Source organism: Roseococcus sp. GW821-FHT12F05 (assembly GCF_058806835.1).
On the sequence record NZ_JBXAQB010000020.1, the window covers coordinates 56,391 to 77,150 of the forward strand.

21 protein-coding genes are annotated in these 20,760 nt (G+C 69.7%); 14 read left to right on the top strand and 7 right to left on the bottom strand.

Translation table 11 applies throughout. From position 1 onward, the window contains the following. Positions 1-78: 78 nt before the first annotated feature. On the bottom strand, positions 79-1,458 hold the full coding sequence (locus AC1ROY_RS31000) for an FAD-containing oxidoreductase (RefSeq protein ID WP_493152808.1): 1,380 nt from the start codon (positions 1,456-1,458) through the stop codon (positions 79-81). A 338-nt stretch (positions 1,459-1,796) separates the two neighbouring features. Here AC1ROY_RS31000 and AC1ROY_RS31005 point away from each other — a divergent pair, with 338 nt between their 5' ends. The 5 genes from AC1ROY_RS31005 to egtD all read left to right on the top strand — a co-directional run bounded on the left by AC1ROY_RS31005 (position 1,797) and on the right by egtD (position 6,987). Beyond that, positions 1,797-3,557, top strand: a complete 1,761-nt coding sequence (locus AC1ROY_RS31005) for an MOSC domain-containing protein (RefSeq protein WP_493152809.1) — start codon at positions 1,797-1,799, stop codon at positions 3,555-3,557. A gap of 115 nt (positions 3,558-3,672) precedes the next feature. Beyond that, positions 3,673-4,038: a DUF427 domain-containing protein gene (locus AC1ROY_RS31010; RefSeq protein WP_493152810.1), complete on the top strand. Its 366-nt coding sequence runs from the start codon at positions 3,673-3,675 to the stop codon at positions 4,036-4,038. A 608-nt stretch (positions 4,039-4,646) separates the two neighbouring features. Further along, positions 4,647-4,832 (top strand): hypothetical protein, encoded by a 186-nt coding sequence (locus AC1ROY_RS31015; protein ID WP_493152811.1) that lies wholly within the window; start codon positions 4,647-4,649, stop codon positions 4,830-4,832. Continuing rightward, complete coding sequence (gene egtB, locus AC1ROY_RS31020; protein ID WP_493152812.1) at positions 4,829-6,031, top strand: ergothioneine biosynthesis protein EgtB; 1,203 nt, start codon at positions 4,829-4,831, stop codon at positions 6,029-6,031. Before AC1ROY_RS31015 ends, egtB begins: the two co-directional genes overlap by 4 nt. Beyond that, positions 6,028-6,987 carry an L-histidine N(alpha)-methyltransferase gene (gene egtD / locus AC1ROY_RS31025; RefSeq protein WP_493152813.1) on the top strand — a complete coding sequence of 320 codons (960 nt, stop codon included), beginning with the start codon at positions 6,028-6,030 and terminating at the stop codon, positions 6,985-6,987. Before egtB ends, egtD begins: the two co-directional genes overlap by 4 nt. A 39-nt stretch (positions 6,988-7,026) precedes the next feature. Here the strand turns inward: egtD and AC1ROY_RS31030 are convergent, their stop codons facing one another. The 4 genes from AC1ROY_RS31030 to AC1ROY_RS31045 are packed head-to-tail and all read right to left on the bottom strand — an operon-like array spanning position 7,027 to position 10,074. After that, positions 7,027-7,941 carry an ABC transporter ATP-binding protein gene (locus AC1ROY_RS31030; RefSeq protein ID WP_493152814.1) on the bottom strand — a complete coding sequence of 305 codons (915 nt, stop codon included), beginning with the start codon at positions 7,939-7,941 and terminating at the stop codon, positions 7,027-7,029. Then, entirely contained in the window at positions 7,938-8,585 is a 648-nt protein-coding gene (locus tag AC1ROY_RS31035) for an ABC transporter permease (protein WP_493152815.1), read from the bottom strand. Before AC1ROY_RS31035 ends, AC1ROY_RS31030 begins: the two co-directional genes overlap by 4 nt. Further along, positions 8,582-9,199, bottom strand: a complete 618-nt coding sequence (locus AC1ROY_RS31040; protein WP_493152881.1) for an ABC transporter permease — start codon at positions 9,197-9,199, stop codon at positions 8,582-8,584. The genes AC1ROY_RS31035 and AC1ROY_RS31040 overlap by 4 nt, the downstream gene beginning before the upstream one ends. Beyond that, positions 9,199-10,074 (bottom strand): glycine betaine ABC transporter substrate-binding protein, encoded by an 876-nt coding sequence (locus tag AC1ROY_RS31045; protein ID WP_493152816.1) that lies wholly within the window; start codon positions 10,072-10,074, stop codon positions 9,199-9,201. The genes AC1ROY_RS31040 and AC1ROY_RS31045 overlap by 1 nt, the downstream gene beginning before the upstream one ends. Before the next feature lie 580 nt (positions 10,075-10,654). Here AC1ROY_RS31045 and AC1ROY_RS31050 point away from each other — a divergent pair. From AC1ROY_RS31050 to AC1ROY_RS31065, 4 genes are all read left to right on the top strand, one after another. Continuing rightward, positions 10,655-10,858 carry a cold-shock protein gene (locus AC1ROY_RS31050; protein ID WP_493152817.1) on the top strand — a complete coding sequence of 68 codons (204 nt, stop codon included), beginning with the start codon at positions 10,655-10,657 and terminating at the stop codon, positions 10,856-10,858. Positions 10,859-10,961: 103 nt separating this feature from the next. Beyond that, positions 10,962-11,513, top strand: coding sequence for a Bug family tripartite tricarboxylate transporter substrate binding protein (locus AC1ROY_RS31055; RefSeq protein WP_493152818.1), 552 nt, complete (start codon positions 10,962-10,964; stop codon positions 11,511-11,513). Positions 11,514-11,839: 326 nt separating this feature from the next. Beyond that, positions 11,840-12,616, top strand: a complete 777-nt coding sequence (locus tag AC1ROY_RS31060) for a class II aldolase/adducin family protein (protein ID WP_493152819.1) — start codon at positions 11,840-11,842, stop codon at positions 12,614-12,616. A gap of 5 nt (positions 12,617-12,621) precedes the next feature. Beyond that, entirely contained in the window at positions 12,622-13,605 is a 984-nt protein-coding gene (locus AC1ROY_RS31065) for a hydroxyacid dehydrogenase (protein ID WP_493152820.1), read from the top strand. On the opposite strand, the gene AC1ROY_RS31070 is transcribed toward AC1ROY_RS31065, so the two are convergent. Both AC1ROY_RS31070 and AC1ROY_RS31075 read right to left on the bottom strand, forming a co-directional pair. Further along, the gene (locus AC1ROY_RS31070) at positions 13,591-14,769 is read right to left on the bottom strand and encodes an alpha-hydroxy acid oxidase (protein WP_493152821.1); all 1,179 of its coding nucleotides are present in this window, start codon (positions 14,767-14,769) and stop codon (positions 13,591-13,593) included. The two genes, AC1ROY_RS31065 and AC1ROY_RS31070, sit on opposite strands and share 15 nt — an antisense overlap. A gap of 101 nt (positions 14,770-14,870) precedes the next feature. Continuing rightward, on the bottom strand, positions 14,871-15,608 hold the full coding sequence (locus AC1ROY_RS31075) for an IclR family transcriptional regulator (RefSeq protein ID WP_493152822.1): 738 nt from the start codon (positions 15,606-15,608) through the stop codon (positions 14,871-14,873). 116 nt (positions 15,609-15,724) lie between these two features. Here AC1ROY_RS31075 and AC1ROY_RS31080 point away from each other — a divergent pair, with 116 nt between their 5' ends. The 5 genes from AC1ROY_RS31080 (at position 15,725) to AC1ROY_RS31100 (ending at position 20,759) form a co-directional block, all read left to right on the top strand. Then, positions 15,725-16,600, top strand: coding sequence for a TauD/TfdA dioxygenase family protein (locus AC1ROY_RS31080; protein ID WP_493152823.1), 876 nt, complete (start codon positions 15,725-15,727; stop codon positions 16,598-16,600). Positions 16,601-16,602: 2 nt separating this feature from the next. Beyond that, entirely contained in the window at positions 16,603-17,523 is a 921-nt protein-coding gene (locus AC1ROY_RS31085) for a fumarylacetoacetate hydrolase family protein (RefSeq protein ID WP_493152824.1), read from the top strand. 24 nt (positions 17,524-17,547) lie between these two features. Beyond that, positions 17,548-18,513 carry a Bug family tripartite tricarboxylate transporter substrate binding protein gene (locus AC1ROY_RS31090; RefSeq protein ID WP_493152825.1) on the top strand — a complete coding sequence of 322 codons (966 nt, stop codon included), beginning with the start codon at positions 17,548-17,550 and terminating at the stop codon, positions 18,511-18,513. Between the two features lie 146 nt (positions 18,514-18,659). After that, the gene (locus AC1ROY_RS31095) at positions 18,660-19,652 is read left to right on the top strand and encodes a Bug family tripartite tricarboxylate transporter substrate binding protein (protein ID WP_493152826.1); all 993 of its coding nucleotides are present in this window, start codon (positions 18,660-18,662) and stop codon (positions 19,650-19,652) included. Between the two features lie 114 nt (positions 19,653-19,766). After that, positions 19,767-20,759, top strand: a complete 993-nt coding sequence (locus AC1ROY_RS31100; RefSeq protein ID WP_493152827.1) for a Bug family tripartite tricarboxylate transporter substrate binding protein — start codon at positions 19,767-19,769, stop codon at positions 20,757-20,759. Position 20,760: the final 1 nt, after the last annotated feature.

A 20,760-nucleotide genomic window follows, 5' to 3' on the forward strand; every position in this document is an offset into this window, starting at 1 on the left:
CCCGGCACCTGAAGCACCAACGGTTCAGTTGCGTCCGGGACCAGAGCCAAGCGTGGGGAATCCCCGGCGACCTGAAACCTAGATCGCCGGCTTCATGTCCCCCAGCAGGGTGGGGATGAGTTCGGAGACGGTCGGGTGGATCGGCACGGCGCGCTGCAGCGTCGTGTACGGCGCGCCGGCATTCATCATGTCCAGGATGCCGTGGATCGCCTCGTCGCCACCGGTGCCGAGGATGGCGGCGCCCAGGATGCGCCTGGTCCCAGCATCGACGACGACCTTCATGAAGCCCTGCGTCTCGCCCTTCTCCACGGCGCGGCCGACCCGCGTCATCGCCCGCTTGCCGACGAGCAGGGGACGACCCGTGGCGCGCGCCGCCGCCTCGGTCATGCCCACGCGCCCGAGCGGCGGATCGGTGTAGAGCGCGTAGCCGGGCACGCGTTCGCTCAGCTTCCAGTCCTGCCCGTCGAGCAGATTGGCGGCCACGATCTCGAAGTCGTTGTAGGCGGTGTGGGTGAAGGCGCCGCGGCCGTTGCAGTCGCCCATCGCCCAGATGCCGGGCACGTTCGTGGCGAGGTGGTCGTCGACCTTGATATAGCCGCGCGCATCGGTCTCGACGCCCGCGGCCTCGAGCCCGAGATCGTCGGTGTTGGGCCGTCGGCCAACCGCCAGCAGGAGATGCGATCCCACGATCTCCGGCCCGCCGCTCGCGCAGTCGACCGCGACCGCCACGCCTTCCTCATGCGGCGCGAGCCGGATGCATCTGGCGCCGACGCGGATGCCGACGCCCTCCGCCGCCAGGATGTCGGCGATCGCCGCCGAGACGTCCTCGTCCTCGCGCGAGACCAGGCGATCGCCCATCTCCACGACGGTGACCTCGGCGCCGAAGCGGCGATACATCTGGGCGAATTCGAGCCCGATATAGCTGCCGCCGATCACGACGAGATGCTTCGGCAGATGGTCCAGCTCCACCATGTCGCTGTTGGTCAGGAAGGGCACGGTGTGGATGCCGGGCATGTCCGGCACCGCGGCGCGCCCGCCGACATTGATGAAGATGCGGGGCGCGCTCAGCACCTCGTCCCCGACCCGGAGCCGATCCGGCCCCTCGAAGCGGGCATGGCCGTGGAGCACGGTGCAGCCCGGCATGCCGCCCAGCCAGGTTTCGATCCCCTGCCGGGAGTCGGCGATCACCTTGCCGGCCCGCGCCTTCACGCGCGCCATGTCCATGGCCGGCGGCCCGTCGAGGACCACGCCATACTCCGCCGCGCGGGCGGCCATGCGGGCCGCATAGGCGCTTGCCACCAGGGTCTTGGTCGGCCTGCAGCCGGTGTTCACGCAGGTGCCGCCGAAGAACTTGCGCTCGATGACGGCGACACGCATGCCGGCCTCGGTGAGGCGCCCGGCCAGCGGCGGCCCGGCCTGCCCGGCACCGATGATGATGGCGTCGAAGGTGCGGCTCATGGCGATACCGCGACAATCCCGGGAGCGCCCGGGGCAAGGTCCCTGGCGCGGGCTTGCCGCGCAGCCTTGGCGATGACGACCGTCTTCTTGTCCATCCTGAGCCCTTCCGAATGATGGCGTTCCACTCCCGTTCGCGAGAGACTGCGCCAGCCGCCGTCAGATGATCGATAGTATCTTGGTGTCGGTCCGAAGGCTTCCACCCCGGCAGGCCGTCGCTGCGTCGATGCGGGGGCGCCACCGGCTGATACTAAGGTATTGTCGATACCATCGTGCAATCGCCGAGCGAGGTTCGTTGTCGTCCGCTCCCTGACCCGGATCGAGTGAAGCAGGAGAGAGCGATGCCAATCGTCACCTCGGTCAATGTCGGAATGCCGCGCGACATCCAATGGCAGCGCCGGACGGTGCGGACCGCGATCTGGAAGTCCCCTGTCGCCGGCCGCGTGTTCGTGCGTCGGCTCAATATCGATGGCGACGGACAGGGCGATCTCGATGGCCACGGCGGCGAGCAGCGTGCCGTCATGGTCTACCAGCTGGACTCGTATCGATACTGGGAGGCCTATCTGGGCCGGCCGGAGATGGAGCCCGGCAGCTTCGGCGAGAATTTCACCGTGACCGGCCTGGCCGATGCCGAGGTTTGCATCGGGGACCGCTACCGCATCGGCGAGGCGCTCTTCGAGGTCAGCCAGCCTCGCGTGACATGCTACAGGGTCGGCATTCGCCTCGGGCATGCAGAATTGCCGTCGCTTCTGGTCGCGCACCGGCGGCCAGGCTTCTATCTCCGCGTCATCGAGGAAGGCTTCGTCGAGGCGGGGAACCCGATCGTGAAGGTCTCCAGCGGACCGGAGCAAATGACGGTGGCCGATATCGACGGCCTTCTCTATTCGTCCGACCACCCGGTTGAAAACCTCGGGCGGGCCCTGCGCATTCCGGCTCTCAGCCTCGGATGGCAGAGCTCCTTCAAATCGCTGCTGGAAACGACGGGCAGGACGAATGTCAGCGGGAATGCGGGCCTTGCCTCCCCCGTGCCCCTGCCCGCCTGGCCCGGGTTCCGACCGCTGCGCGTGGCCGCGATGTCCCAGGAAAGCGACGACATTCGCTCCTTCACGCTGGAAGCCATCGACCGGACACCGCTTCCGACCTATCTGCCGGGGCAGCATCTCATACTCCGTCTGCCGGCAATCGGCGGCGCCCCGATCGTCTCTCGCATCTACTCGCTTTGCGGCGTGCCCGATGCCGGGGTTTACCGCATCGCGGTCAAGGATGAGGGTGGACCGGGCAGCAGCTATTTTCACCATCGCGTCCAGGTTGGGCATCTCCTGGACAGCAGCGCGCCTCGAGGGACCTTCACGCTGAACGAGGGCGGCTCGCCCCTCGTGCTGCTGAGCGGGGGCGTTGGTATCACGCCGGTCCTCGCCATGTTGCACGCGGTCGCCGCGTCTCGATCGCGTTCCGGGCGAGGCCTCTGGTGGATCCATTCAACGCGGAACGGCAAGAGCCAGGCCTTTGCCGGCGAGGTGAAGGCGCTCCTCGCCGGGCTGGGAAATATCCACTCCCGCACCGTCTTCAGCCGGCCCCGTCCGAGCGACCGATCGGGCGTCGACTACGACGAGCAAGGCCACGTCACGGCATCCTGGCTTCGCGACATCGCTGTCCCTCTCGATGCGGATTTCTATCTGTGCGGCCCGCCCGCCTTCATCACGGAGCTTCGTGCCGGCATTGAGGGCTGGGGCGTGAGCAGATCCCGGGTTCATGCCGAGCTCTTCGGAACGGCTCTGCCGCTCGCGCCGGGCGTCGTATCCCGCGCCGGCGAGACACCCCATCAGCCGGAAGGACCGAGGGGCTCCGGGCCGTCGGTCACATTCGTGCGCAGCGGGCTCACGACGCCGTGGGGGGAGCGATTCGGCAATCTCCTTGAACTCGCCGAGGCTTGCTCGATTCCGGTTCGCTGGTCGTGCCGAAGCGGCGTGTGCCACACCTGCGAAACTGGCCTGATCGATGGCCAGGTCCGTTACGACCCCCAGCCGCTGGACGGAGCGGCCGAAGGATCGACCCTGATCTGCTGCGCGCGTCCTGCTTCGGATGTGCAGCTCGATCTTTGAAGTGGGCACCCGGTCCTCGGGACCTCCAAAGCGGGACATTTGCGACTGGCACACCACATACCCGCTCGCGCCGACCTCTTCCTGCGCAGCGCAAGCATGACCGGGAGTTCCTGCGATGACAAAGCTCGTCCTTCAGCCTTCCCCCGAACACCCCATCACGATCGAGCCGCTCGGGCGCCGGGTGACCGTCACAGTGGCGGGCCAGACGATCGCCGATAGCGACAAGGCGCTCGTTCTGCGAGAAGCCGCCTACCCCCCGGCGATCTACATTCCGCGCCGGGACGCCCGGATGGACCTGCTCGAGCGAAGCGACCACAGCTCCTACTGCCCCTATAAAGGCGACGCGTCGTACTTCAGCATCCCGGCCGGCGGCTCGCGATCGGTCGACGCAATCTGGACCTATGAGGCGCCCTACGATGCCGTCATCGGGATCAAGGATCACCTCGCCTTCTATCCCGACAGGGTGGATGCGATAACCTGAGGCTGGCCTGTTCCAGACGCGTCGGCCGGCACCCCTTTCAGGAGAGTGGAGGGCGGCCTGTCATGCGCTGAGCGATTTCGGGCCGCTGACGAACGGACTCATCCGGAGGTAAAATCGCAGGAGGCGGCTCGCCTCCTGCGAAAGGCCGATCCTGGTGCTCTGTCCGATCTCGCTGGGCTCGTGGTCACTGCGTCCGCGCCACCGCATCCTCCCGGTCCTGCATTCCATATCTCCCTGACCGTCGCCTGCCGGATGGGTGCTTCCGCCATGCGCGGCCTGGCGGGCCGAAGGTTCATCCCGATCGTTTCCCGGCAAGCAAATCCGAAAGTCTCGCCGATACCAAAGTCCAACTGCTTTTCCCTGACTTTCGTGGCGGGATGAAGGGCATCAGACCCGCCGCTCACCAAAGGTGAAGAACAATACAGATTCCGAAGGTACTGACGTCGCGCGCAGGCTGATGCTGCCACCCGCTGACAGCAGCAAGCGCCGCGAACCCGAATATCCCTTGGCAACATATCCTGAAGAGCCACGTGTACCGAGAGGCAGACCAGCATCGGCAGCGAGCACGGGCAACGGGTCGTCGCGCGACCAGAGCGGAATAATGAACCATGATCGACGAATCGGATCCGCAGAACATCGCCGGCATCGCGGTGAATGGCCTGCCATCGACACCAATCTTGGCCCTCCAGGGGAAACCCGAGGGCTCTCCAACAATTCTATCACGGCTGGCCGGCTTCAACGCGAGCGGCCCCGCGTGCGGCGCGCTGCAGAAATCTGGGGGGAACCGCTCATGAACGCCATCGATCGCCGCGCCGCGGCAACCGCCCGCCCTGTCGCCGATCACTATGCGCAGGTGCGGTCAAGGACGGAGACCCTGGCCGCCCCTCTCTCGCCGGAGGATCAGGTCGTCCAGTCGATGCCGGACGCCAGCCCGACGAAGTGGCACCGCGCGCACACGACCTGGTTCTTCGAGACTTTCCTGCTCCTGCCCTTCCTGCCCGGCTACCGGCGCTTCGACGAGGATTTCGCCGTCCTCTTCAACTCCTACTACGTGGCCGCCGGCCCCCGGCATGCGCGCCCGCAGCGCGGCATTCTGACCCGTCCCGGCAATGCCGAGGTCGCGGCCTATCGCGCGGCGGTGGACGCTGCCATGGCGGAGCTGCTGCGCGATCCGCCGCCGGAGGCGCTGCCGCTGATCGAGCTCGGCCTCCATCACGAGGAGCAGCACCAGGAATTGCTGCTGACCGACATTCTGCACGCGCTCTCCGGCAATCCGCTGCGCCCGGCCTATGACTCGGATTGGCGCGAGCCGCCGGTTGCCACCGGCGCTGCCGGGATGCTCGAAGGTCCGGAGGGCGTGGTGGAGATCGGCCATGCCGGCGCGGATTTCGCCTTCGACAACGAGACGCCCCGCCACCGCACCTATCTGGCGCCCTTTCGCATGGCCGACCGGCTGGTCCGCAATGGCGAATGGCTCGCCTTCCTGGAAGATGGCGGCTATCGGCAGCCCCTTCTCTGGATGAGCGATGGCTGGTCCGCCTGCCAGGCCGAGGGCTGGGAGGCGCCGCTCCATTGGGAGCGCCGAGACGGTGCGTGGTGGCAGTTCGGCCTGGGCGGAATGCGGCCGCTCGACCCGCTGCTGCCCGTCCGGCACATCTCCTGGTACGAGGCGGATGCCTTCGCCCGCTGGGCCGGCAAGCGCCTGCCGACCGAGCAGGAATGGGAGGCCGCTGCGGCATTGCCCGGCTTCGCCGAGCGGTCCGGGATCGCCTGGCAATGGACGGGGAGCGCCTATCGCCCCTACCCCGGCTTCACGCCCTGGGCCGGCGCCGTCGGCGAGTACAATGGCAAGTTCATGATCGGCCAGATGGTGCTGCGTGGCGGCTCGCTGGCGACCCCGCCCGGACATGCGCGTCCGAGCTACCGCAATTTCTTCCCCCCCGGCGCGCGCTGGCAGTTCACGGGCCTGCGGCTCGCGGAGGATATGACATGAGCAATGCGTTCACACGCGACGCGGCGACGGCGCAGGCCGAGGCGCTTCGAGCCGACGCCCTCGCGGGGCTGGCCGGCACGCCGAAGACGCTCCCCTGCAAATGGCTCTACAACGCCGAGGGCTGCCGGTTGTTCGAAGCCATCACCCGGCTCCCGGAATACTACCCCACGCGCACCGAGGTGCGGATTCTGCAGGAGAGCGGCCCTGATATCGCCGATGCCATCGGCCCCGGCGCGGCGGTCGTCGAATTCGGCCCCGGCGACGGCGCCAAGGCTGTGCAGCTGCTCGGTACCCTTCCCGCCCCCGCCGCCTATCTTCCCGTCGATATCGCCGCCGAGTGGCTGGAGGCGGCGGCCACGCGCGTGTCCGCCGCTTTCCCCGGCCTCAGGGTCCGGCCCGTCGTGGCGGATTTCACGCTGCCCTTCGACCTCGCGGGACGGGCGGCCGGCAGCACGACCCATCTGGGCTTCTTCCCCGGCTCCACCATCGGCAATTTCGAGCCGCAGGAGGCCATCGCCTTCCTGCGCCGGGCCCGGACCAGCCTGCGACCCGGGGCGCGGATGCTGCTCGGCGCCGATCTCGTCAAGAAGGCCGCCGTCCTGGAAGCCGCCTATGACGACGCGGCCGGCGTCACGGCCGCCTTCAACCTCAACCTGCTGGCGCGATTGAACCGCGAAGCGGGCGCCGATTTCGACCTCTCGGCCTTTCGTCACGAGGCACGTTGGAACCCCGGGCTGGAACGGATCGAAATGCATCTGGTCGCGCGGCATGCCCAGAGCGTGCTGGTCGCCGGGCATCGGTTCCGCTTCGCAGCGGGCGAGAGCATCCACACCGAAAGCAGTCACAAATACCGGCCGGACCGCCTGCGCGAACTCGCGGAAACGGCGGGCTGGCGGCCTGCGAGGATGTGGACCGATCCGGAGCAGCTGTTCTCCGTCTGGCTGCTGGAAAGCTGACGGGCCGGCTTTCTTCGCGATGCGATCGGCTTGGTCGACTCAGGTCGCGGCCCTTTCCAGCAGGGTCTCCAGCGTCACCGAGCCGCCTTCGGCCAGGGGCACCGCGCGTGTGCCGCGGGCCAGCATCTCCGACAGCGCGTCGCGCAGCGTCGCGTCGGGCGGCAGAGCCAGGCCGGGGGCGGCGGCATCGCTTCTTGCCGCGGCAGCCGGAAAGAGCTCGAGCCGCGTGAGTGCCCGATCGGTGCCGAGGAAGTCCGCCACGAAGCTGTCGGCCGGATGCGCAAGCAGCTCCGCCGGTGGCGCGTGCTGCACGAGCCTGCCCCCGTTGAGGATCGCCACGACATCGCCGAGACGCATCGCCTCCGCGACATCATGCGTGACGATCAGCACGGTCTTGCCCAGCTCGCGAAGCAGTTTCAGCACCTCGTCCTGAAGCTGTCGGCGGCGCAGGGGGTCCACCGCGCCGAAGGGCTCATCCATCAGCAGGACCGGCGGATCGCCCGCCAGCGCCCGGGCCACCCCCACCCGCTGGCGCTCGCCGCCCGACAGCTGATACGGCCGTCGGTCCGCAAAACCCGGGAGTCCCACAAGCTCCAGCACTTCCGCCACGCGCCGCCCGATCCTCCCGGCATCCCAGCCCAGCAACACCGGCACGGTCGCGACGTTCTCGGCAATGCTGCGATGGGGAAACAGGCCGACCTCCTGGATCACGTAGCCGATGCGGCGCCGGAGCTGGACCGGATCCTGCCGCAACGCCTCCTCGCCCGCGATCCACACGCGGCCGGCGCTCGGCTCCACCAGGCGGTTCACCATCCGGAGCGTGGTCGTCTTGCCGCAGCCGGAAGGGCCGATCAGGGCACAGCAGGTCCCCTCCGGCACCTCCAGGGTGATGTCCGAGACCGAGGCCTTCGCGGCGCCCGGCCAGCGCTTGGTCAGCCCTTCCAGCCGGATCATGCCTGAACCCTCCGTTGCAGCCGCCGTTCCAGCAGACCGAAGCCGGCCTCCGTCAGCAAGGCGAGCGCCGCGATCGCCGTCGCGCCGAGCAGCATGCGGCCCGTATCCAGCAGGGCGAGCCCCTGCGTGACCAGATCCCCAAGCCCGCCTCCTCCGATGAAGGTGGCGAGCGCGGCGCCGGACACCACCTGCACCGCGGCGATGCGCAACCCCGCGAAGAGCAGCGGCAAAGCGAGGGGCAGCTCCACCCGGAGGAGCACCTGGCCGGGCGACATTCCCAGCCCGGTGGCGGCGGCGACCGCCGCCGGATCGGCCCCGCGAAGGCCGGCGAGGAGGTTCACCAGGACCGGCGGAACGGCCAGCAGCGCCAGCGCGATCACGGACGGGGTGAACCCCACCCCGAGCAGCGGCAGCAAAGCCGCCAGGACGGCCAGGCTCGGCACGGTGCGCAGCGCGCCCGCGAGGGTGATGGCAAGCTCCGCCAGGCGCGGACGGTGCGCGACCGCGAGCCCGAGAGGCACCGCCACGCCGATGCCCAGCGCGAGCCCGACGAGCGACAGCAGCACATGCTCGCCGACCGCGTCGTTGAAGACGGCAGGATTGGCCTGCAGCCACGCGAGCGTTTCGCCCAGCATCTGCATCATGCGATCTTCGGCAGGCGTCGCTGCACGGCGCCCAGGGCCTGGTCCAGCGCCAAAGCCAGGGCGGCGACCAGGAAGGCGCCCACCAGGATCTTCTCCGTATGCCCCTGGTCCAGCCCCGTGAGGATCAGCGTGCCCAGGCCGCCGGCGCTGATATAGGCCGCGACGGTCGCCGCGGAGACGACGGTGACCGACGCGACGCGAAGCCCGGCGATCAGCACGGGCAGGGCCAGCGGCAGCTCGACCCGCCAACGCCGTTGCCAGGGGCTGAGACCCATGCCCATCGCCGCCTCCTTCACCGGATCCGGCACGGCTGCGATGCCGGCGATGATGGCGCGCAGCAGCACCGGCAGGGCATAGGTCACCAGGGCCAGCAGCGCGGGGGCGAAGCCGAGGCCGAGCACCGGCACCAGCAAGGCGAAGACCGCCAGCGTCGGCAGGCTGTAGAGCAGGCTGGCGCTGCCGAGCAGCCAGGCGCTCAGCCGCGGCCTTCCCGCCGCGATCAATCCGAGCGGCAACGCCAGCGCCAGCGCGATCGCAAGCGCCGGAAGCACGAGCTCCAGATGGGCCACCGTCGCTGACAGGATGGTGTCGAGGTTGCGGCCGGTCCAGCGCATCACCGCGGAATCCGCCCGCCGAGAAAGCGGCTGACGACCTCGCGCGGCTCGTCGCCGTCCCGGTCGACCTCGCTGTTCAGCCGCTGCATCACGGCATTGTCCAGCCGGCGGCTGACGGCAGCCAGGGGCGCTTCCATGCCGGGCGTCTCCCGCAGGGCCGCGCCGCGGACCACGGCGCAAAGCTGATACGCCGGCCACAGCCGGCGGTCGTCTCGAAGTGACGCATATCCACCCGCGGCAATCTGCCAGTCCGTGGCATAGGCGTTCACGACATCCGCCTGGCCATGCGCCAGGGCCGCGTAGCGAAGGCCGAGCGCAGCGAACTGCCGCAGGCGGCAGAACCGCATGCCGTAGACACGGCGCAGGCCCGGCAGGCCGTCCGACCGGTCGGCGAACTCATTGCCGGCCGCAAGCGTGAGCTTCGGCGCCTCGCGAGCGAGATCCGACAATGTTGCGAGATGGAGCCGTCGCGCGGTGGCCGCCGTGACCAGGAGCGCGTTGCCGTTGTCGATGCCGGAGGGGGCGATCCAGTGCAGATCGAAGCGTTCGGCGTAGCCGGCCCGGACCTTGGCGAGAATCTCGGCGGGATCGCCTTCGGGAGGTTCCTTCAGCACCACGCCAAGGCCGGTCCCCGTGTATTCCGGATAGAGGTCGATGTCACCGCTCAGGAGCGCGCTCTGCGCGATGGCGGTGCCGCCGAGATTGAAGCGCCGTTCGACCGTGGCGCCCCAGGCTTCCAAGGTCTGGGCGTACAGCTCGCCGACGACGAGCTGTTCGGTGAAGTTCTTGGAGCCGACGCGAAGCCGGGGGCCGGCGCGTGCCGCGGTCGGCAGCAGCCAGGGAAGCGTGAGCGAGGCGCGCCGCGGGAGGATCACCGCCACATCCTATCGGAAGCGACGTGAGTTTCCAGGGGAACGGCTTGGAGCGGGCCGCAGCCCCGTTGCGGGATTTCGCGACCTCGTCCCGGCGGTCACCTTCAGCTCCTGCATCACCTCGGCCCAGAGCCGCGGTGCCAGCGACCTACGACCCGAGTTTCCGCTTTGGAGCAGCGCGTTTGAAGCATGAGCGACCGTACCGGGCGCAGAGCCCACGCAAGGCCCTGAAGTGCCGAGAAGCCGGCAGGCGATCCTGCTGACGCATCCAGTCTCCAGGAAACGGCTCAGCCGTTCGCGTAGATCGAGCCCGCCGTCATCCCGGCCGAACAGGATCAGTGCAGAGCCGGCGGAACGCTCACGCGCGATGCCGCGATGCGCGTCCGGGCGCAGCTTCGAGCGGATCCGAGCCGCCCGGCGTTTGACACGGACGATCGGACCTGCGCCATTGGGCGCGCCTTCCCTGACCGTTCCGATCCCAGAAGCTCTCGCAAAGACCAGCTGGATGCGTCCCATCTGTCCGGCTTGAGTTGGCGGTTTGCGCCGGAAATTTCCGAACGCATGTGATCAGGAGACGAAGCGGATGGCCTCAGGCACCGTGAAGTGGTTCAACTCGAGCAAGGGCTTCGGCTTCATCACGCCGGCCGGCGGCGGCTCCGATGTGTTCGTGCACATCACGGCCGTCCAGGCGGCGGGCCTGCAGGGCCTCAATGACGGCCAGCAGGTGACCTTCGACGTGACCGCGGAGCGCGGCAAGCAGGCCGCGGTCAACCTCAAGCTCAGCTGATTTTCCCCGGCTTCGAGGCTTTATCGGAGAGGGCAGCCCAGCAAGGCTGCCCTTTTTCGTTTCGGGCGATCGCTCTCGCCCCCCCCCGCGACGGCGGCGGATCATGTCCCTGCGGCTCCGGTGCCGGCAGGCGGCTGATCGACCTCGCCGAGGCACCACGGGCATAGGTTCCGCGCAGCACATTTCGCTCGAGCTCCTCAACAAGATGGCCGGCCTGCGCATCAACCACGTGACCTATCGCGGCACGCCCGCCGTGAGGAACGATCCGCTGGCGCGGCGGATCGCCCTGAACTTCTCGAACGTCCCTGGCTCCGTGCCGATGCTGCAGGTGCCGGAAGTGCGGGTGCTCTGCCATGCGGGCCTCGTTCCCGTCGAGGTGCTGCCGGGCGTCGAGGCGATCGCCGACACCTTGCCTGGCTACGAGACCTATGAGTGGAACGGCATCTTCGCGCCGGCCGGAACCTCGCGCGAGATCATCCGGTTCCTCAATGCCGCCTTCAACCGCGCGATCCAGGCGCCCGCCGTGGCGGAGCGGTTGAGAACGCTCGGCGCCGTGACCCGTGCGAACACGCCCGAAGAATGCGCCGGATTCCGGCGCGAGCAGATCGTGCTGCATGGAAGCATCGTGCGGGACGCCAACATCCGGATCGAATAGGATCCGGATGCGTGGTCCGCTCGCTCGTATCGGATCTCTCTTCGGAATCACGCGGCGCGCTGCATTGAGCGGTGGAAGTCGACGATCCGTCATCTCGCGCTTCACGTATATGGAGCATGTCCCCTTTCGGATCCTCCACCGTTGACGGGTCCTGTTTTTGCCCGATCCTCTGCTCGCTGCATCGGTGATCTTCCGGCTCGCGGCCGGTAGGACAGCCCCGGAGTTTCGGATGACATCGCCAACCGGCCGGAGCCCTTCAGCCGCCACCTGAGGCGCGCCCCATCCCGATCTCGTGCCCCGAAGAAAAACGTCCAAGGAGAAAGAGCATGTCACAGGTCCTGCAGAAACCCGTTCCCGTCCGCCAGCGCGTGAGCGAGGAGGAATGGAAGGTGCGCGTCGACCTCGCCGCCGCCTACCGGCTCGTCTCGCTCTACGGCATGACGGACATGATCGCGAACCACATCTCGGCCGCCGTGCCCGGCGAGGAAGGGCATTTCCTCATCAACCCCTACGGCCTGCTCTATGACGAGATCACGGCCTCCAACCTCATGAAGATCGACCTCGACGGCAACGTCGTCGACGAGCCGGAGCTGGACTACGGCATCAACCGCGCCGGCTTCGTGATCCACAGCGCCATCCACGCGGCGCGGCACGATGTGGGCTGCATCATCCACACGCACACGCCGGCGGGCATGGCTATCTCCGCGCTGAAATGCGGGCTGCTGCCGATCACCCAGACCGCCACGCGCTGGGGCCGCGTCGCCACCCACGCCTTCGAGGGCATCGCGATCGACCTCGACGAGCAGGCGAGCCTGGTGCGCGACCTCGGCGATGCGGAGGTGATGATCCTGCACAATCACGGGCTGCTGGCCGTGGGCCCGTCGATCCCGGAGGCGTTCAACAGCATCTATCGCCTGGAACTGGCCTGCAAGGCGCAGCTCCTCGCCATGGCCTGCAACACCGAGCTCCTCATCCCCGCGGACGACGTGGTCGACAAGGCGAAGAGCCAGTGGAGCCCGAAGGTCACGCGCCGCTACGGCATCCTGGAATGGCCGGCGATGCTGCGGCTGCTCGACCGCTCGGACCAGTCCTACAAGAACTGAGGCGCATGCCCCGCATCCTCGTCACGAGCGGCGCGCTCGCCCCGGAGGCGATGGCTCTCCTCCGCGAGGCGGGCGCGACGGTGACGCTGATGCCGGGGCCCGTCACCGGCGAGGCGGTCGTCGCCGCCCTGCGCGCCGCGCCGGTGGGCGCGATCATCATGCGCAACAACCCGCCCATCGGCCGCGCGGCGATGGAGGCGGCGCCGGGGCTGCGCGTGATCTCGCGCCACGGCATCGGCATCAACTCGCTGGACCTGGCGGCCGTCACCGAAGCCGGCGTGCTCGTCACGCTGGCGATCGGCGCCAACACCGACGCGGTGGCGGAGCACACGATCGCGCTGATCCTGTCGCTCGGCCGCGACCTGCCGCGGCTGGATGCCGGCATGAAGGCCGGCCGGTGGGAGCAGGCCGGCTACCTGGGACGCGACGTCTCCGGCCGGGTGCTCGGGCTGGTCGGCTTCGGCGCCATCGCCCAGCGGGTGGCCGTCACGGCGCGGGCGCTCGGCCTGGAGGTCCTCGCCCTGCCGCGCCGACCCGGCACCGTCGATCCCGCGCTGGCCCGGGAGGCCGCGAGCCTGGGCGAGCTCGCCGCGGCCGCGGACATCGTCAGCCTGCACCTCCCGCTGACGGCGGAGACCCGCGGCCTCTTCGGCCGCGACGTGCTGCGCTCCCTCCGGCCGGGCGCGCTGCTGATCAACACCGCGCGCGGCGGAATCGTGGACGAGGCGGCGCTGGCGGAATGCCTGCGGGACGGCCATCTCGCCGGCGCGGCGCTCGACACGCTGGCGGAGGAGCCGCCGCCGGCGGACCATCCGCTGCGGACCGCGCCCAACGTGATCCTGACGCCGCATGTCGCCGCCTTCACCGAGGGCGCGATGCGCCGGATGGGCGTCATGGCCGCGCGGAACGCGCTGGCCGTGCTGCGCGGGGAGAGGCTTGACCCGGCCGTGGTGGCCAATCCGTCGGCGCTCGCCTCAGCGGGGCGCTGACAGCAGCATCTCACGCCTCAGCTCGCCCAGGTCGTGCAGGCCCAGCATGGCGAGGTCGCGGTCGACCTCCTCGCCGAGCAGGTGGATCGCGTGGCGGATGGCGTCCTCGCCGCCGATGCTGGCCGCGTAGAGGAAGGGCCGTCCGACGAAGACGAAGTCGGCGCCCAGGGTCAGCGCCTTCAGCACGTCGGTGCCGCGGCGGATGCCGCTGTCGAACATCACGGCCATGCCCTGCGCCGCCTCCGCCACCGCCGGCAGGACGCGCAGCGGCGAGGTCGTCCCGTCGAGCTGCCTTCCGCCGTGGTTCGAGACGACGATCCCGTCCGCGCCGCAGTCGCGGCAGCGGATGGCGTCGGCGGGCGAGAGGATGCCCTTCACGACCAGCTTGCCCTTCCACATCCGGCGGATCAGCTCGACATGCCGCCAGGCGAGCGAGGACCGCCCGCCGATGGCGCGCACCAGGTCGCGCGAGACGACTGGCGGGCCGCGCAGGGCGTCCATGTTCTCGAAATGCGGCATGCCGTGGTTCCGCCAGGTGCGCAGCGCCGTGCCGAGCAGCCAGGACGGGTGGCTGATCCCCTGCCAGAGCAGCCGCGCGCTCGGCCGCAGCGGGGTGGCGTAGCCGTTGCGGACGTTGTTCTCGCGGTTCGCCGGGACGGGCACGTCCGCGGTGATCACGAAGGTGTCATAGCCGGCGGCGGCGACGCGCTCGACGAGCGGGACGATGCGCGCCTCGTCGCCGGGCAGGTAGGCCTGGTACCAGCCGGTGGGCGCCTCGCGGCGCACCTCCTCCAGCGGGATGAGCGAGGAGGCGCTGAGCACGAAGGGGATGTTCGCGGCCGCGGCGGCGCGGGCGAGCGTCAGGTCGCTGCGGTAGCCGCAGATGGCGCCCGCGCCCATCGGTGCGATGCCGAAGGGCTGATCGTACTCGCGGCCGAGGAGGCTCCTGCGCGTGTGCCGGACGGAGACGTCGGTCAGCACCTGCGGGACGAAGAGATGCTCGTCGAAGGCCTGCCGGTTGTCGCGCAGGGAGAGGTTCGTCTCGGCGCCGCCGGAGACGAAGCCGAAGAGCATGCGCGGCAGGAAGCGTCGGGCCGGCTCCTCGAAGTCCTGGAGCGCGAGGAGATGGGGGAAGCGGCGCTTCAGGGCGGCGGCATCTTGCATGGCGGCTTGGACGTCCGGCAGTTCTCGTTGGGGCCGATCATCCGGGCGGGCCGCGGCGAGGTCAACGCGGCTCCCGCGATTCCATGGATGTGGATCGGCTTTCACAGATCGAGCGCCGCGAGCTTGCGCCGCATGAGCCGCACGACCTTCTCCCGGTTCCGCCGCATCCGCTCCAGCGGCCCGCTCACCGCCATGGCGAGCGGCCGATGCCCGCCGGAGACGGGCAGCGCCATGGCGATCATGGCAGTGTCCGGCACGATGGAGGCCTCGCTCATCGCATAGCCCTGCGACCGGATGGCGGCGAGCTCGGCCAGCATCGCCTTGGCCGGCACGCGGGCCTTCGGGTTCTCGGCATTGACGCGGCGCAGCATGGCGCTGACCTCGGCGTCGGGCTTCTGGGAGAGCAGGGCCTTGCCGGCCGCCGGCAGCCAGATCGGCCGGCGCGAGCCGGGCTTGATGTGGAAGCGCACGGGCAGCGTGGATTGCAGGATGCGGATATAGTCCACATGCAGCCCGTGCTGCATCGCCAGCACGATGGTCTCGCCGGATTCCGCCAGCAGCTCGTCCATCACGCGCGGAATCGGTGCTTCGTCGGAGAAGAGCCGGTCGAAGATCCAGGTGCCGAGGACGGCGAAGCGGATGGTCGGCTGGTACTCGCGCGAGCGCGGCAGGTATTCCAGATAGCCGAGCGTGAGCAGCGACTTCAGCAGGATGGAGGCGGAGCTCAGCGGGTATTCGAGCGAGTTCGCCACCTCGGAGACGGTCGCGGGACCGGCGCGGTGCGCGAAGAACTCGAAGATCTCCAGCACGCGCCCGGCGGATTTCACCACCTTGTCCATCGTCATCTCCTGCCGCTTCACATATATGGAATTCCGCCACCAGCCTGTAAACCGCATTGAACGCGCCGGGGCCGACGGGCAACTTCCGTGGAGAGTTCCACGGGAGGAGCATCTTCATGCGCATCACACCGAACGAGCAGCTTGGCGCCCGCGTCGAGGGCATCGACCTCTCGGAGGAGTTCGGCGACAACACCTTCCGCGTGCTGCTGCGCGCGCTCGGCGAGCACGGCGTGCTATGCTTCCCGGGCCAGGACCTCGAGCCCTCGGAGCTCTCGCGCTTCGGCTCGCGCTTCGGCGAGCTGGAGATCAACGTCGCCAACCTCTTCCATGCCGAGAGCCATCCGGAGGTGATGGTCCTGTCCAACATGGTCGTGGACGGCAAGCCGGTCGGCCTCAACGATGCCGGCCAGGGCTGGCACACCGACATGAGCTACAGCCACGAGATCGCGCTCTCCAACGTGCTGCACGCGAAGAAGGTGCCGGTGCGCGACGGCCGCCCGCTCGGCGACACGCAGTTCCGCAACATGCACGCCGCCTATGAGGAGCTGCCGGCGGAGGTGAAGCAACGGCTGGAGGGCCGCACCGCCATCCATGACTTCCAGAAGTTCTGGGACGTGATGCGCACGCGGCCGGGGTCGATCCGCGGGCCGCTGACGCCGGCGCAGCGCGCGAAGAAGCCGCCGGTCTCGCAGCCCATCTTCCGCGTCCATCCGATCACCGGCCGCCGGGTGCTCTACTGCAACCCGGGCTACGCGATGGTCATCGAGGGCATGGCGCCGGCCGAGAGCGACGCCATGCTGGAATTCCTCTTCAAGCACCAGTCGCAGGAGCGCTTCCTCCACTCGCATCACTGGACGCCGGGCGACGTGCTGATGTGGGACAATATCGGCACCACCCACAACGCCATCGCGGACTACCGGCCGGACGAGCCGCGCTTCATCCACCGCGTGCAGGTCATGGCCACGCTCGACTACGCGAAGCTGGCGGCCTGACGATGAAGCTGGTCAGCTTCCGGGCTTCCCCCGACGCCGCGATCGGGCTCGGCGTGGTGCTGGGCGATGAGGTCGCATCCCTTCGCCCGGCCCTCTCCGCCGCCATGGCAGCGGCGGGCGAGGCCGACGGCGCCACCGCGCTCATCCCCGCCGACATGACGGAGTTCCTCGCGCTCGGCGAGGCGGCGATGACCGCGGCCGCGCGCGCCGCGGCCTTCGCCGCGCGGCCGGAGCAGGCGGCGCTGCGCCGCCCCCTTGCCGAGGTCACGCTGCTGGCGCCGGTGCCGCGTCCCGGAAAGATTCTCGGCGTCGGCCGCAACTACGGCGAGCATGCCAAGGAGGTCGGCGGCCCGAAGCAGGAGATGCCGCGCATCTTCCTCAAGCCGCCCTCCTCCGTGGACGGGCCGGGCTGCGCCGTCCGCGTCCCCGAAGCCGTCACCAAGCCCGACTGGGAGGCGGAGCTCGCCGTGGTGATCGGCCGCACGGCCTCGCAGGTCCCGGAATCGGACGCGCTCTCCTATGTCGCGGGCTACACCGTGCTGGACGACGTCTCCGCGCGCGAGTTCCAGTTCGACGTGGCGCCGCCGCAGACCTCCTTCGCCAAGGGGCTCGACGGCTTCTGCCCCATGGGCCCCTGGCTCACCACGCCCGAGGAGGCGGGCGAGCCCTGGAACCTCGGCCTGCGCTGCTGGCTGAACGACGAGCTCGTGCAGGAGGGCAACACGCGGGACATGATCTTCCCCGTCACGGCGCTCATCGCCCATCTCAGCCGCTACATGGCGCTGCAGCCCGGCGACGTGATCGCGACCGGCACGCCCGCAGGCTCCGGCGCCTTCCGCAACCCGCCGCGCTGGCTTCGCCCGGGCGATCGCCTCAGGATGGAGGTCGAACGGGTGGGCGTGCTGACCCACAGCATCGCCTGAACGACGGGACGGAGGAAACAACACATGAAACGCAGGACCGGACTGGCGCTCGGCCTCTCGGCGCTCGGACTGCCGCTTCCGGCGCGGGCGCAGGCCCCCTTCCCGACGCGCTCCATCCGCCTCGTCGTGGGCTTCGCGGCCGGCGGGCCGACCGACGTGATCGGGCGCCTCATCGCGCAGGACATGTCGGCCACGCTCGGCCAGCCCGTGGTGGTGGAGAACCGCACGGGCGCCAATGCGCTGATCGCCACGCAGTTCGTCGCGCGCGAGGCGCCGGACGGCTACACGATCCTGCTCGCCACGCTCTCGCACAGCGTCAACGCGATCCTGCTGCCGAACAGCTACCGCCCCATCGAGGATTTTTCCCCCGTCGGCCTGGTCTCCGTGCTGCCGCTGATCGCCGTGACCGGGGCCAACACCCCTTACCGCACGCTGCAGCAGCTGGTGGAGGCCGCGCGGGAATCGCCGGGCTCCATCTCCTACGGCTCGGCGGGGAACGGCGGCTCGGCGCATCTGGCCGCGGCGCTGCTGGCCACGCGGTCCGGCACGCAGATGACGCATGTGCCGTTCCGCGGCAACGCGCCGGCGCTGACCGAGGTGATGGCGGGCCGCGTCTCCTTCATGTTCTACCCGATGATCGGCATCGGCGAGTACGTCTCGAAGGGCCAGCTGCGGCCGCTCGCCATCTCCACGACCGCGCGCAACCCGGACTATCCGGAGGTGCCGACCATGCGCGAGATCGGCTATCCCGGCTTCGAGGACTACGCCCAGGGCCTCGGCGTCGTGGCGCCCGCGCATACGCCGCCCGCGGTGGTGGCACGGCTGAACGCGGCGGTGCGGGCGTCGCTGGCGAAGCCGGAGACGGCGGAGCGGCTGAAGGCGCTGGGCGGCATCGCAATGCCGTCCTCGCCGGAAGAGTATGGCGAGTTCCTGCGTGGGGATCTCGATCGCTGGCGGCGCGTGATCGAGGCCGCCAACATCAGCATGTAGGCGACGGCCGCGCTTCACATATGTGCAATCGCAGCAGCCTCCTGCCGCGCTGCTTGACGGTCCGGCAGCGCGGATGACGTAGTTTCCTCCGGGACGTCCGAGGGCACCCGCCGCCAAGGCCGGGCCGTCGACAGGGAGGAACCAGGATGAATCGCATTCCGCTCGCCGGCATGCGCCGGCGGCAGGTGTTCGGCCTCGCGCTCGGCAGCGCCGGCGTCACTTCCGCGGCGGCGCAGGAGCCCGCCTGGCCCAGCCGTTCCATCCGCATGATCGTGCCCTTCGCACCCGGCGGCACCGCCGACCTCGTGGCCCGGCTCCTCGCCGACCGGATGCCCGCGGAGCTCGGTCAGCCGGTCATCGTCGAGAACCGACCGGGCGCCGGCGCGACGCTCGGCGCCTCCGCGGTCGCGCAGGCGCGGCCGGACGGCTACACGCTGCTCTACTGCACGCCCGGGCCGCAGATCATCAACAGCTACCTGATGCGCCGGCTGCCCTACGATCCCTGGACCGCCTTCGCGCCCGTGGTCAGCATCATGCGCGCGCCGAACGTGCTGGTGGTGCATCCCTCCCTGCCGGCGCGCTCCGTGCCGGAGCTGATCGAGCTGGCGAAGCGCGAGCCGGGCCGCATCTCCTTCGCCAGCTCGGGCATCGGCTCGTCCATCCATCTCGCGGGCGAGCTCTTCAAGACCATGGCGGGCGTGGACATCCTGCACGTGCCCTTCCGCGGCACCGGCGAATCGCTGCAGGCCCTGCTCTCCGGCACCGTGCAGATGGCGATCGACACCGTCTCGAGCATGCTGCCGCAGATCCGCGCGGGCGGTCTTCGCGCGCTCGGCGTCTCGACGCTCGCGCCCTCGGAGGTGCTGCCGGACGTGCCGACCATCGCGGCGACGCTGCCCGGCTTCGAGGCCTCGCCCTTCAACTACGTCACCGCACCGGCCGGCACGCCGGAGCCCGTGATCCAGCGGCTGAACATCGCGCTCAACGCGATCCTGCGGCAGCCGGATTTCCGGACCGTGCTGCGCGACCAGGGCATCGAGCCGGTCGGCGGCACGCCCCAGGCGCTGCAGGCCACCATCGTCGCGGATGCCGCGCGCTGGCGCGACGTCATGGAGCGGGCCGGCATCCGTCCGGAATAGCCGTGCCGCGACACGGATGTGGAATGTGGCGGCGCGCCGCCTCTTCGCATTGCGCCCGGTCGGGCGGCTGATCAGGCTTTCCGGCAACGAGGAACGACAAGAAGGAAACCTGCCATGCCGTGGAATTTCGCGAACACCCGACGCGCGGCGCTGGCGCTCGGCGCGGGCGCCCTGCTTCCGCGCCCGTCGCGCGCGCAGGTCGCAGGCTTTCCGTCGCGGCCGCTGCGCGTCTTCGTCCCCTTCTCCGCGGGCGGCAGCACCGACGTGATGGCGCGGCTGATCGGCGGCGCCGTCTCGTCGCGGATCGGCCAGCCCGTCGTGGTCGAGAACCGGACCGGCGGCGGCGGCCAGGTGTCCCTCCAGGCCCTCGTCCAGTCCGCGCCGGACGGCCACACGCTGATGGCGGGGTCTCCGGGCACGCATGTCTACGCGCTGGCCCTGTACCGCCGCCCGCCCGTGAACCCGATCGAGGATCTGCGGCACGTCACCATCAGCGGCGCGGCGCCGCTGATCCTGGTGGTGCACAAGGATCTGCCGGTCACGGACCTCGAGGGCTTCCGCGCCCTGCTGGCGCGCGAGCCGGACCAGCACAATTTCGGCTCCTCCGGCGTGGGATCGAGCGCGCATATCGCCGCCGTCTACCTGCTGCAGCAGCTCGGCGTGCGATCCCAGCACATCCCCTTCCGCGGCTCCTCGGACGCGATGCCGAGCCTCATGGCCGGCCGCGTCTCCTTCATGGTCGACACCATCCCCTTCACGCTGGAGCACATCCGGTCCGGCGCCGTGCGGGCCCTGATGGTCTGGATGCCCGAGCGCTCGCCCTCGCTGCCCGCCGTGCCCTGCGCCGTGGAGCTGGGCCGGCCGGAATTCCAGGCCGCCACCTGGACGCCCTGGTCCGTGCCGAAGGCCACGCCGGAACCGGTCGTGTCCTTCCTCCACCAGCAGATCGACGCGGCCATGCGCGACGAGACCGTGTCCTCCCGGCTGCTGGAGACGGGCAATGTCCTGACGCCCGGCATGACGCCGGACCGCACGCAGGCCTTCATCGAGGCCGAAGCCCGGAAGTGGCTGCCGATCATCCGTGCCTCGGGCGCCAGCGCCGACTAGC

Bases quoted from the DNA above. Each gene is read 5' to 3' on its own strand.
- AC1ROY_RS31000 (WP_493152808.1), bottom strand. From the start codon at position 1,458: ATGAGCCGCACCTTCGACGCCATCATCATCGGTGCCGGGCAGGCCGGG.
- AC1ROY_RS31005 (WP_493152809.1), top strand. From the start codon at position 1,797: ATGCCAATCGTCACCTCGGTCAATGTCGGAATGCCGCGCGACATCCAA.
- AC1ROY_RS31010 (WP_493152810.1), top strand. From the start codon at position 3,673: ATGACAAAGCTCGTCCTTCAGCCTTCCCCCGAACACCCCATCACGATC.
- AC1ROY_RS31015 (WP_493152811.1), top strand. From the start codon at position 4,647: ATGATCGACGAATCGGATCCGCAGAACATCGCCGGCATCGCGGTGAAT.
- egtB (WP_493152812.1), top strand. From the start codon at position 4,829: ATGAACGCCATCGATCGCCGCGCCGCGGCAACCGCCCGCCCTGTCGCC.
- egtD (WP_493152813.1), top strand. From the start codon at position 6,028: ATGAGCAATGCGTTCACACGCGACGCGGCGACGGCGCAGGCCGAGGCG.
- AC1ROY_RS31030 (WP_493152814.1), bottom strand. From the start codon at position 7,941: ATGATCCGGCTGGAAGGGCTGACCAAGCGCTGGCCGGGCGCCGCGAAG.
- AC1ROY_RS31035 (WP_493152815.1), bottom strand. From the start codon at position 8,585: ATGATGCAGATGCTGGGCGAAACGCTCGCGTGGCTGCAGGCCAATCCT.
- AC1ROY_RS31040 (WP_493152881.1), bottom strand. From the start codon at position 9,199: ATGCGCTGGACCGGCCGCAACCTCGACACCATCCTGTCAGCGACGGTG.
- AC1ROY_RS31050 (WP_493152817.1), top strand. From the start codon at position 10,655: ATGGCCTCAGGCACCGTGAAGTGGTTCAACTCGAGCAAGGGCTTCGGC.
- AC1ROY_RS31055 (WP_493152818.1), top strand. From the start codon at position 10,962: ATGTCCCTGCGGCTCCGGTGCCGGCAGGCGGCTGATCGACCTCGCCGA.
- AC1ROY_RS31060 (WP_493152819.1), top strand. From the start codon at position 11,840: ATGTCACAGGTCCTGCAGAAACCCGTTCCCGTCCGCCAGCGCGTGAGC.
- AC1ROY_RS31065 (WP_493152820.1), top strand. From the start codon at position 12,622: ATGCCCCGCATCCTCGTCACGAGCGGCGCGCTCGCCCCGGAGGCGATG.
- AC1ROY_RS31070 (WP_493152821.1), bottom strand. From the start codon at position 14,769: ATGCAAGATGCCGCCGCCCTGAAGCGCCGCTTCCCCCATCTCCTCGCG.
- AC1ROY_RS31075 (WP_493152822.1), bottom strand. From the start codon at position 15,608: ATGGACAAGGTGGTGAAATCCGCCGGGCGCGTGCTGGAGATCTTCGAG.
- AC1ROY_RS31080 (WP_493152823.1), top strand. From the start codon at position 15,725: ATGCGCATCACACCGAACGAGCAGCTTGGCGCCCGCGTCGAGGGCATC.
- AC1ROY_RS31085 (WP_493152824.1), top strand. From the start codon at position 16,603: ATGAAGCTGGTCAGCTTCCGGGCTTCCCCCGACGCCGCGATCGGGCTC.
- AC1ROY_RS31090 (WP_493152825.1), top strand. From the start codon at position 17,548: ATGAAACGCAGGACCGGACTGGCGCTCGGCCTCTCGGCGCTCGGACTG.
- AC1ROY_RS31095 (WP_493152826.1), top strand. From the start codon at position 18,660: ATGAATCGCATTCCGCTCGCCGGCATGCGCCGGCGGCAGGTGTTCGGC.
- AC1ROY_RS31100 (WP_493152827.1), top strand. From the start codon at position 19,767: ATGCCGTGGAATTTCGCGAACACCCGACGCGCGGCGCTGGCGCTCGGC.